The organism is Mesorhizobium subarcticum, assembly GCF_055456085.1.
In genome coordinates, this window is the sequence record NZ_JBVBEG010000003.1 from 14267 (window position 1) to 24716 (window position 10450).

Consider the following 10450-nt stretch of genomic DNA (forward strand, 5'->3'; position numbering starts at 1 on the left):
CGGATTGCATTTGGCTGGAAGGTTTGCAATTAGCTAATTGCAACGCGCGGCACTGCTGCCTTGATCGCTGCGGCCTTAAACCTTGAACCACTGCGAATTTCAAGTTGATACTTTAGGTGTAGTTAAGGAGATTTTGACGTGAAGGGCCCGATACCGGCGGACAGGGTGTATTTCAACGAATCCCGCGTGCAGGAGGCCTTTGAGGGCTTGCCGCGGTCATACGACAACAAGACAAATGATGATGATCGGCTCAGGATCGCGAGCCAGGTCACATATATCTACAGGCGCAAACAAGACCCGCGGACCAAGGGGCGCGACCTGTATCGCAGGCTCTGCGAGATCCATGAAAAGTGTTGGCTCACCTGGGAGGACCCGGAAGCGGAAAATGAAGACCGCATCGTCAAGCGGATCGGCATCTGGGGTCAGATCTGGGCGTTGGCGGTGACATGGTCACTGGTCTCAAAAGACCACAAGAGGTTCAATATTAAAAGGCTCGCCGAGGCGATCGTCGAATACGGCATCGAGAGGAAGTTTCTCGACGGCGAGACCTTTGAACACGAACTCACCAAAGAGGACGCCAAGGTCCTGGAAATCCTCTCGGTCGAGAACATCGCGGCTTTGTCGCCGAAAACCTACCGAGAGCTTCTCCACGCTTATCTGCGCAGAGGCGACGATCCGTCGATCGTCCCGTCGCTCCCGGCGTCGATCGCCTTGCGCAAATGCGTCGTCGAATTCGTTTTCGAACATTTGGTAGGCACCGACTTTGCGCCGAAAGCGGGCGTATCAGCCGACACCATCATCAAGTTTCTGGATGATGAGGACTGCACGACACCGCAAGAGTGCTTTTGGCGTCTTGTTACGGATCATTTGGGTATCCGCGAAGCGGTGGATGCCCGCGAGAACGACATCAACAACATACCGAAGCAAACAGGGTTTAGCTTTATCGAGCCAAGCGTCTGGCGCTATATCACGGCGCTTGAAAGCGACAAACGGTCCGCACCGCCAGGGGATGTGAAGCAGACCGTCATCGATATAACAGACGTCTTGAACTATCGAGGGACTGGCATACGGGGCCGCACCGAAAAACCCATGGCGATTTTGTCCGGGCCGGCGCATTCGGGAAAGAAGTCGGTTCTCGGCGATTTCTTCAAGGCCTTGAAACAAGGTCGAGAGGTCGTCCTGACCTGCAACGCGCGCCACGGGCAGGCCGATCCTGTCGAACTTCCAACCTTATGCATACAGACCCGTGACCGCGATTATGTTTCGCTCTGCGTTGAAGTGATGGTTTTTCTCGAGCGGATCATCGCAGGAGACAACAAGGCCTTTCTTCCGCAAGAGGAAGCGACAAAGGCCCGATGGGCAGTCCTCGATCAAGGAGACGGCGTTCCAAGCCTGCCATTTCTTCTCAATCGCATTGACGAACTTCATCGCGAAACGCCGGCATTTTTCGTCTTCATGGATGTCCGGGCAACCTCCTATACAGACATGCGAAGCTTGATACGGCGGCATGGCATCGGCCGTCTCGTGGAGACATTGTCATGGAGCAACAGCGACAGCAGGTTCTTGCTCACGACCGAGAAGGTCGACAACCAGTTCGCCAAGTTTGACCACGAGAATTTTCCGCTCCTGTCACCAACCTGCGCGCGCCTCTCCTGGTACCTGAGTGAAGACCAGGAAAAGGAATTTGCGGTCCTCGCCGATGCGCATGATTTCGAGGCGCTTAAGAATAAGTCGGTGTGGGGTGACGTCCTTATGGCGCTATCCATCCTGTTCTCTGAACGAGACGTGCAGCGCGAAGAGTTTTTTTCGATGCTGACTACGATATGTGAAGGCAAGCTCCACCCATCTGTCGACGCGGTCGATTATGTGTGCCGTCGCCTCATCGCAAGCTGGCACGCGGAGCACCTGACACCCTATATCGCCCTGATCGCAGCATCGAGTGACGGCATGATGTCGGAGACACTGAAAACCTGCGTTGCCGAATGGCAGAACGCATCAACAGGTCTGGAATTCGCCAGCGACGCCGATGCGCTCAAGAAGTTGCAAGACCTCTCGAAACTCGGGCGTGGTCTGTTTTTGCGGTTTCAGGCGCCTCCCAATTTTCTCGCCGAGGAACGTCGCTTTGACGAGCCACCTTTCCATGTCAACAACGAGTATTTCTGGACCTGGGAGTTCGACGCTGGGTTTGCAAAGGTCATCTCACGAATCCTCGCCACTGACCCGGCCTATCAGGCGATCCTGAGAGGTGCCTATCGCCTCGTTTCGATCCAGGCCCGCATCAGGGCGCAGCATCGGCAGATGCGGGGATTGACCGGTCAGCGTTCGTTCGGCCAGCAGGTGCCGGAACGGAGCGTTCAAGCATTCGTCGCTCTGATCCTGAGCATGGAGCAGAATGCGCCTCTCCTCGTCGATGACAGTGGCCGGAAGAGTCAGCCGAGCTTCTTGGAGGTCGTGCATTCGGCGCCGAATGTCTTCACGATGGCAACCGGAAGGTTCGATCAGGATGCCGCGATCCGCTACGCTTACGACATCCTTCTCAAGGCCGAGGCGGATTACGATGAACGGTTAAGCATGACGCTCGATACCGATCTGTTGCGGCTGCAACTCTATACCCTCCTTTGCGCGTCACCAGGTTCCGTCCTGTCATGGAATGATGATCGACTGAAGGAACTGAAAAGTGGCGAACTGCCGCTCGAACTGGTCGGTGCCGACCTCCGCCACCTCGATGTTTTCCCACTCAAGGCGCGGGCTCAGATCCTCACTAGTCTGGGCATGGCTGCCTTCTACGGCGGATACCACGCCATTCTGGTCTGGGCTGAGGCGAAACTGGTCGGTCTCGGCGTCGATGACGAGGCTGTTCTCGACGACCTTTCGCGCCTCATTTCCGCGCGCGCTGATCTTGAGTGTCAGATCGGAAGCCCGCTTGAAGAGGATCCAAGCGAGACGGACAATCGCCCCCAAGACCTGCCTTTGGTTCAGGTTCGATCCAAGCTTAAGAAAGACGTAGCCCGGGTGCGGGCGGCGCAAGCTGCCTTGGCCGCGCCGCAAAAGACGACCGTGGCCTGGCGGCTAGAGCGACGGATTGCTCAACTCGACGCCTTGGTCGACCCGCATCGAAGCGATGCGACATCCGCGGCGCCCCTGTCGGCCAAGATCGCCAATGACGTTCGGCAAGGCCGGACCGCCCGGCTCTCCTTCAAGACAATGCTGCATCAGTTTCCACTGCTCTCGAAACGGATTGGCGAAACTTGGCGCCAGCCGTTCGAACCGTCGACCTCGATCGACATGCTGGATAGAATGATCGACGCGAACATTTTGCGTCTTGCCCACTATGCGGGCTCCGAGCGGGCGCTGACGCTCATCGATCACGCCCGGAAACTGATGATGCAGGGCCTCGTCCTCGCCGCGCAAGGCGCCATCGAGAGTGCGCGCGACATCTGCTTCCTGGGGGCGTCCAGTGACAGCGTGCGGCTCGAAGTCCTCTATCTGGAAACGACGATCCTCATCGCGAGCGCGGAAATCGAGAGCGTCGGCCGCAAGTTGAAAGCGAACGAAATCAAGGAGACCGCCGAGGCGATCCTCCTGAATCTCGAGTTCATCGATGACATCACAGACGCCCACGGCCTGAAATTTGAGAAAGCCATGCAATATGCGTTAGCGTGGAGAGCGCAGATCATGGCGGCGAAAATCGGAACAGCAATTAAGTTGCCGTTTAAAGAGGAACCCTTCGAGACAGCCTGCAAGATCGCGGATGAGTTTGGCGCGGCCGGGTTCAAGCAGGTCCTTCGGGAACTGCATGCATTCTTCGAAGAAGACCGGAGGAGGAAATCGTGATCTCGGCGTAGTTTCTCTAAGCGGATTTGAGTCGTCGCTCCTTGCGATGATGGGCAACTGCGCTCGAACCTCTTCGCTACGTCAATACCGATCTTTTTCTTGTTCTCGCAATCTTGTTCTGACCCCTACTTCCAGCCGATCACCCGCGCCGAACTGTCGTCTTTCTTCGGCAAGGAGATCAGTCGCGATTTTATTGGTCATCTGCGCGGTGCCGGCCTGATCGCTCCGGTCCGCGCAGTCCAACGCCAGGCGCGCCGTACACCTATGTCACCACGAAAGAATTCCTGTTGGAGTTCGGGCTCGAGACGCTGCGCGACCTGCCGGACTTCGAGGCGCTCGAGGACGCCGGATTGCTGTCGAAGGATAGGTTGCTGGCGGGGGACATCACGCCGGAGTTTTCAACCCAGCAAAACTCCAACTTCGAGATCGAAGACTAAATGCTCGCTAGCGGAGCAGCTGCTGGCCGTTGTGAAATCGATGCCTTACGAGTTGGCAGACCTTCCTTTGGAGAGGTTGATCGGGCCTGTTTTCGCGCCACCGAGGGCGTTGGTCCGCGTTGACGAGCGGCTGGCCCATCTGCGCGACACCTCCAAGCGTGAGAAATCGTTGACGGGCGAAAGCGGTTAGGAGTTGGATAGGTGCACAGGGGGAAGAGCTATGCCACTCAATCTACGCATCGGGATACTTGTCGTCGGATCGCTCGATTGGGAGAGCAAAAGCTACGGCGGGCATTTTGTTGGAAAGCTGGATCAAGTTCGCACGAAGTGGCGGGAGACACGCCTAAAAGCAGACAAGCGGTCGATCCAATACGTTCGTGTCCCAATCCGGTATGGCCGGCGGTCATCTAGTCGTGGCAACACCTATACGATGGTTTTCTCGCCTGAGCTTGGTCTAGGACTTGGTGTTGGCAAAATCTTCCACTGTCGCAATCCGGCCAACGGCATCGACGATCTAGTGCAGGAGGCCAAAGAGCTCTGGAGAGCGGAGCAGCCAAACGGCAACGACGTGATCTCCGCAGGCTGGGGATGTGTCGCGATTCTGACGTCGCCCGGCTTTCTCGACCACACGGACGCTGCGGATCGGACGAAGCTGCTGGGAGATTGGGCTGCCTTTACGGAAAAGCAAAGCCGTTACGCTGGATTCGCATTTTCCGCCACCTATCGCGCCGCCGCCGGGGATAGGCCTGTGATTGAAAATGGCCGCCTCAACATCCCTTGGCCGAAATTCAGAAACAACTGGCCGCTCTCGCTGGACGCAGTTCTGCTGACAGCTACCAAACCGGAAATTACGCCGAAGGGGGCATACCGTATCGCGCGAGAGATCGCCGACGTTGGAAAAAGAGCAAGAAGGAAGATTACTATTTTCGCAACAATTTGCTGGCCGGAATTCGAACGGCCGACGATGAAGAAATCAAAACGTATCTAGACGGCTGAACTGAGCGATGAGTTTCGATCTACGCCCCGCCAATAGTCTGACCGGCCCGAGGGTCTATTCCACCGACTTCAACCCACGTGCGTTGGAGCGAGGTGCGAACGAGGTGGCTATATCGAGGAGCTTGAAGATCAAGCTTCTCACCAAGGGGATCGTTACGATCAACGGTGGCCACTTGATGCACCCCGCTGCTTTCGACTTCATGCAGCGGAATCCGAACCTGCTAGCTGATGGGCTACTGCTTCCAGCGATTAGAGAGGACAAGGGCGACTTAGCTAAGGTTGAGGAGGCGATCGCCTTCCTGCGACAGAGTGTGAAGGTCGTTTTGCCTTGGAAAGTTGGCACAGGCTCAGGAGCAGTACCGCGAGCGTCTACTCTGGGGGCTGTCCTCCGATCGTTCAATCGCCAGGCAGCGCCTGCTCGAGGTGGAAAGAATGAGCGAGCTCCGACTGAGCAATCTGGTCGAGCAGCTTTCCAAAGTAGACCTCAACGAGGACAGTATTCTCGATCGCCTAATTGCCGGCGAGCCAGAGGAGGCCCGAAAGATAATATCTCGCTTTGCCGAGGCAGCCTATCATCATGTCGGCACCAGTGTAGTCAACTGCGAGACGGGACTGGACGTCTCGGAGCTCGCCGCGAGCCGAATTGATCAATTGTCCAACAGCGAAATCTTGGCCTCGTTCTTCGGTGATAGCTTTTTGAGAGCTTGGTCGATCATAGCGTCGCGCTTGGACCGCGCCGCCGCGTACCAGAAGCCGTTCTGATAGTCGGGGCTCACACACTCACTGTGACCTGGTTACGAGAGAAGCATTTGAAATTCGGGCTCGTCACGTCGCGTGAGCGGCCGGGTTCGAAGAATTGGACGACGCCGACTGCTGTCAAAGGGGCAACGCGTGAGTCGTGAGCCCGGAGCGACAGCGCGATATCGTCGAATTGTGTTTGGCGTGGGGTCGCGCGAAGGCGCGACCCCAATACCGCAAAGGTCTCAGCGCTAAGTTCGTGGCCAATCATACTCGCGCCGAACGATCTCGCGCACGTTGGTCAAGCATTGCAACGAGAGGTTCTGCTCGAACAGCCCCATCAGTTCCCCGAGAAGCGCGTCGCGTGCCTCGTTCTCGATCTTGTCGCGATCGACGTCGACCGTGGTCCCGGGAAGCTTGCCCATCGCCTCGGTTTTCATGTCGACGAGGCGCGAGCCGATCGCTTGGAGGGAGGTGAGTGTGGCAGCATCGGCATTTTTGGCCGCGCGCCCGACCTCTCCTTGCAGCTTGGTAACCTGAGCCGAGATGATGAGCGTTTTGTCACCGTTTCGGAAGTCATTCCGGCGCAGCGACTCCACCTCACTCGCCATCCTCTCGGTCTTCTCGGTCAATTTTTGGAGCGTGAGCTGACCTTGATTGGAGACCTCCTGCGCCCAGGTTCCAGCGTCTTTGCAAATGCTACCGCCAATCTCATCCCGGATCGTCTTCCATGCTTTCGTGTCCTCAAAGCCATCACGTCGGGCATTTGGCACCACGGCTCTTGGATCGACGAAGATCTCGCCGATAAACCAGTCCTGATACCGGCCGTTGGACTTGTTTTGACGCTGGAATATCTCACGGACGAGCGCCGTACCGTCGATCTGGATGTTCTTCGTCCGCACGCGGATGCCGCGTACCTCAGCGTCGACATACGAACCCGGAACGTCTTTCTTCCCGATCCACGCCCACCACTTCTTGCTGGGTGACTCGTAGAATTTGTGCTCGGCCAACTCGACTTTGGAATCCGCACCTTCGATCTCGAATTTGGCGGTGTAAGGCTTGAACACCTCTGTAGGAGCTTTGCTCGGCTCCTCTATCTGGATACGGACGGTTTCAATCGGCACGGGCGAACTCTGGGCTTTCTCGCGGATCGATGTGGCCAGTTTAAAGTCGCTGCGATAGTTCACCGGTGAGACCTGAGATGCGAACAACTCCATGTGCTCGGGCGAGGTGAGCTCAAGGGGCGGCTCCACCAGCGATCGCATGCTCACCTCGAAAAAAGCCGGATCACCGGCGGTGACGTCATGCTGGCGCCCCTCGACACAGGCTTCGAGGATGTCATGAGCCTTGTACTTACTGCCTTGGCTTGGTGACATCATCACCCGCATCTTCTTTGCGTCGAAGATGACTTCTGTGAGCAGAGGTTCCCGGTTTGCCTTGGTTGTGAATGTCAGCGTGTCGCAAAAAGCCACCCCGGCGAGCCGGCCGATGCCGCGGAATCCAGCATCGTTGATGAAGTCCTTCGACGAGGCGCCTATCGATACAAGGGTTTGGACGGCGTTGGTGGCGGGAAGCCCCGCACCATTGTCACGGATTCGGACCCCCTGCCCATCAGCATCATAGATGATGCGAATGAGACCCTCGCCGAGTTTTAGGTGATGAAGTTTGGTGATGGCACGCTGGATCGAGTCGAAGCTGTTTTGAATATATTCGCGGATCGCGTTACGAGTCTCCTCGTACATCCCGATTGTCAGTGTCTCGAGGACAAAACCCCCAAAATACGGTTCGATCTTAACGGGGCGAAAATCAGCCATTTGCTTCTCCTTGCGAGATCTCCCGCCGGACGTCCTGAGGAGCGCGGAATCCTATGTGCTCGTCAATGCTGTAGGCCGCGATAATATTTCCTGCCGCAGCAAGCTGGCCCCGCGGCAGGACATACAGATCCGCGACGTGATCAAGGACCAGTGCGGGTGTCAGCGCAACATGTCCGATGCGCCGCGAAAGCTGCAGAGCCGCGTCCGACTGAACGTCGATGAGCAGGTCTTGGTCACCAATCCACAAGGAGCGTAGCGCGTTCTCGCGATCCAGGTCAGTGTCGATTTTGAACTCGACGGCAATCGGCGGCCGATCGACCGAGGGAAGATAGAGCGGAACATAACTCGCTTTGGATGCCCTTGTTGCAACGTCTTGGATCGGCAGGCTCGCTATCGGAAGGTGCTGAAGGGCGAACAATTTTTGCGCGACGGCGGGGCGAGGAGACGCTAGGAACTGATTACGGTCATCAAGATAGGTGCCCGCCAGCAGTCCCATGTAAAGGAATGTGGCCGTCACCGGGGGCATCGCCTTCAATGCTTCGGCCAGATCGTTGGCTGCAGCGACACGTTGTTGATCATCGCAAGAAAGGGATACTAGCCGTCTTGCGAAGCCGACAAGGCCCTTTCCCCGGAGCGCCGCCACTGCTTCTGCATTCACTATGTCGACAATCTGGCCAGAGGCAAGAGCGTGGCGGATGCTCTCCTCGAAGGCTGAGAGCTGCGCATCGACGTCAACGCCCTCGCGCGTCTCGTAGACCGCCTTTAGCAGGATCGCTTTCGACACAGTCATCCCATCTGGGTCCATGAATCGCAAATTACTTGCACGTGCGATCCCAGCATTGATTTTTGCGCGCTCCTGGAGTTCTCGCTCTATCGCCTCGCTTCTGATTTCCGCGTCCGTTTTCGGCGGGGGCAATGCCGGCGGACGCGCCGTGGCGACAAACTTGGCCGTCCGCTCGGGCGATGCTACTTTCATGACCTCCGACAGCCGAACCTGATCGAGCAGGACGAGTTCCTGTACGCCCGCGGTACGGGCAGCCTCAAAGCTAAGCATGGGATGTGGTGGTTGGACGCCTGGACCGTTGGATTCGTCCGCGGCCCTAACCGGCAGCGTACCGGCCATTCGCCAGTCGTTTTTCACATCTTTGGTCAGGATAATCACGTTGCGGACCCGATTGGCACGTGCGTGCTCTAGTACCTCCTGCCAGAAGATGAGGTCACCCCAGCGGTTGCTGCCTACGACGGCCTCGCTACCGTCATCGGTCCCGGTCACCTTTTCCTTTTTGTGCTTATCCTGAAAACCCGGAGGAACCCTGCCGGTATATCGCGCTGCCGAGAGCCCTTCGAGGGAGGTGAACTGATCGAAAAGCGCGCCGCCCTTTAACGCGTGGCGATTGGCGAAATCGATCACCGCGCGCGCGTTGCGGTCGTAGTTTGCCGACCATGCGGCGGCGCGGTCGGTCAAGGTACGGACGGACCGCAGGGCGTCACGCGCCTGGTCGCGTTGATGGCCAACGCTTGGCGCCCCGCCCAGCGGCTCGTCAAACAATGTCCAGAACATGGAGAAGGATTCACCGACCAGGCCATTGAGCTTTTTGATATGCTCTTCGACATCGGTGGGCAGTCGCTTCTCGACGTGGTGCCGGTACAGTTCGTGTGTAGACCAGGTGGGAACCGAAATCCGATCACCGCAGACCTGCTTCAGCCAGGCCGAGAATTCTTCGCGCGATTCAGGGCCGATCTTGAACATCCACATCAGATAGGATGTGTCTATGTAGATATGGCTGCCTGGCAGTCGAATCATAAGATCCACCCGCCTCGCGAAACCCTCCATATCCTCGGAGTTCGAGGGGAAGCTGGAGACAGGCGCTGCGGTTCTCAAATCGACCACGTCTAGGGGCACCCGGGAGGGTCCCGCCGGCGCGACGTCGCATTGCAGCCAACGCGCGCACCTTCTTCTCGACTTTCAGAGCTTCCCCCCGTCCGCGCTGCTCCCGCCGATTATACTTCGCGGGAATCTTTACAATTCTGGCGACAAACTAACGCGGTACTTAGTCGGGCACAACGGCAAAGCAGGGGGCCTGATCAATAGGTACGGAATGGATCAGAGGCCGGGCTTTGCTGAGGACGGCCGCCGTCTTGGCAGACTCATGCGCTTTAAACTCTGGCGCAGTCCATCGACCTCGTCGACCGAACGGAGCGCGCCCCGATCAATTGACACGAACGCGAGCGAGTTCGCGCGCTCCAACCCAATTCCAAACAGTCCGGTGAAGTCGACGACGAACCGGAGACCGCTTACAATGAAATGCCACGAGCCCCGATCCGCATTTGCGGGAGACGGCAGGACTGCAATCACAAGCGGCGCACCTTCTCCGTCATCGATCTCGAAGCTCTCGATGAACACTGCGGGGTCGCAGCCTTCACCGGGTCCGAACAGCCTACCTTCGATAAGGTCCGCGTAGTGGCCAAGCGCATGTCCGGGCCGCCCGCGCGTTCTCGATGCGGCCATGCGCCATATGCATGTGAGGATGAAGTTGACCAGCAATGCCGGCTGCGGATTTGGGAGGAGCACAGGTCCGCGCTGGCCGGTGGCTAGGCTCCGCCATGATCGGCAGAAGGCAATCCCATAGC

6 protein-coding genes and 1 pseudogene are annotated in these 10450 nt (G+C 57.6%); 4 read left to right on the forward strand and 3 right to left on the reverse strand.

The features are described 5' to 3' along the window. Positions 1-138 precede the first annotated feature (138 nt). The 4 genes and pseudogenes from ACZYHG_RS36530 (at position 139) to ACZYHG_RS36545 (ending at position 6029) form a co-directional block, all read left to right on the forward strand. The gene (locus ACZYHG_RS36530) at positions 139-3834 is read left to right on the forward strand and encodes a hypothetical protein (RefSeq protein ID WP_464615469.1); all 3696 of its coding nucleotides are present in this window, start codon (positions 139-141) and stop codon (positions 3832-3834) included. Between the two features lie 126 nt (positions 3835-3960). Next, positions 3961-4271: pseudogene (gene scpB / locus ACZYHG_RS36535) on the forward strand (SMC-Scp complex subunit ScpB); the annotation flags it as partial. 220 nt (positions 4272-4491) lie between these two features. Next, positions 4492-5259 carry a hypothetical protein gene (locus ACZYHG_RS36540; protein ID WP_464615470.1) on the forward strand — a complete coding sequence of 256 codons (768 nt, stop codon included), beginning with the start codon at positions 4492-4494 and terminating at the stop codon, positions 5257-5259. A gap of 344 nt (positions 5260-5603) precedes the next feature. Then, on the forward strand, positions 5604-6029 hold the full coding sequence (locus ACZYHG_RS36545) for a hypothetical protein (RefSeq protein ID WP_464615471.1): 426 nt from the start codon (positions 5604-5606) through the stop codon (positions 6027-6029). Positions 6030-6256: 227 nt separating this feature from the next. Here the strand turns inward: ACZYHG_RS36545 and ACZYHG_RS36550 are convergent, their stop codons facing one another. The 3 genes from ACZYHG_RS36550 to ACZYHG_RS36560 all read right to left on the reverse strand — a co-directional run bounded on the left by ACZYHG_RS36550 (position 6257) and on the right by ACZYHG_RS36560 (position 10328). Next, on the reverse strand, positions 6257-7819 hold the full coding sequence (locus ACZYHG_RS36550; protein WP_464615472.1) for an ATP-binding protein: 1563 nt from the start codon (positions 7817-7819) through the stop codon (positions 6257-6259). Further along, positions 7812-9623 (reverse strand): PIN-like domain-containing protein, encoded by a 1812-nt coding sequence (locus ACZYHG_RS36555; RefSeq protein ID WP_464615473.1) that lies wholly within the window; start codon positions 9621-9623, stop codon positions 7812-7814. Before ACZYHG_RS36555 ends, ACZYHG_RS36550 begins: the two co-directional genes overlap by 8 nt. 300 nt (positions 9624-9923) lie before the next feature. Then, entirely contained in the window at positions 9924-10328 is a 405-nt protein-coding gene (locus ACZYHG_RS36560) for a hypothetical protein (RefSeq protein WP_464615474.1), read from the reverse strand. Between the last annotated feature and the right edge of the window lie 122 nt (positions 10329-10450).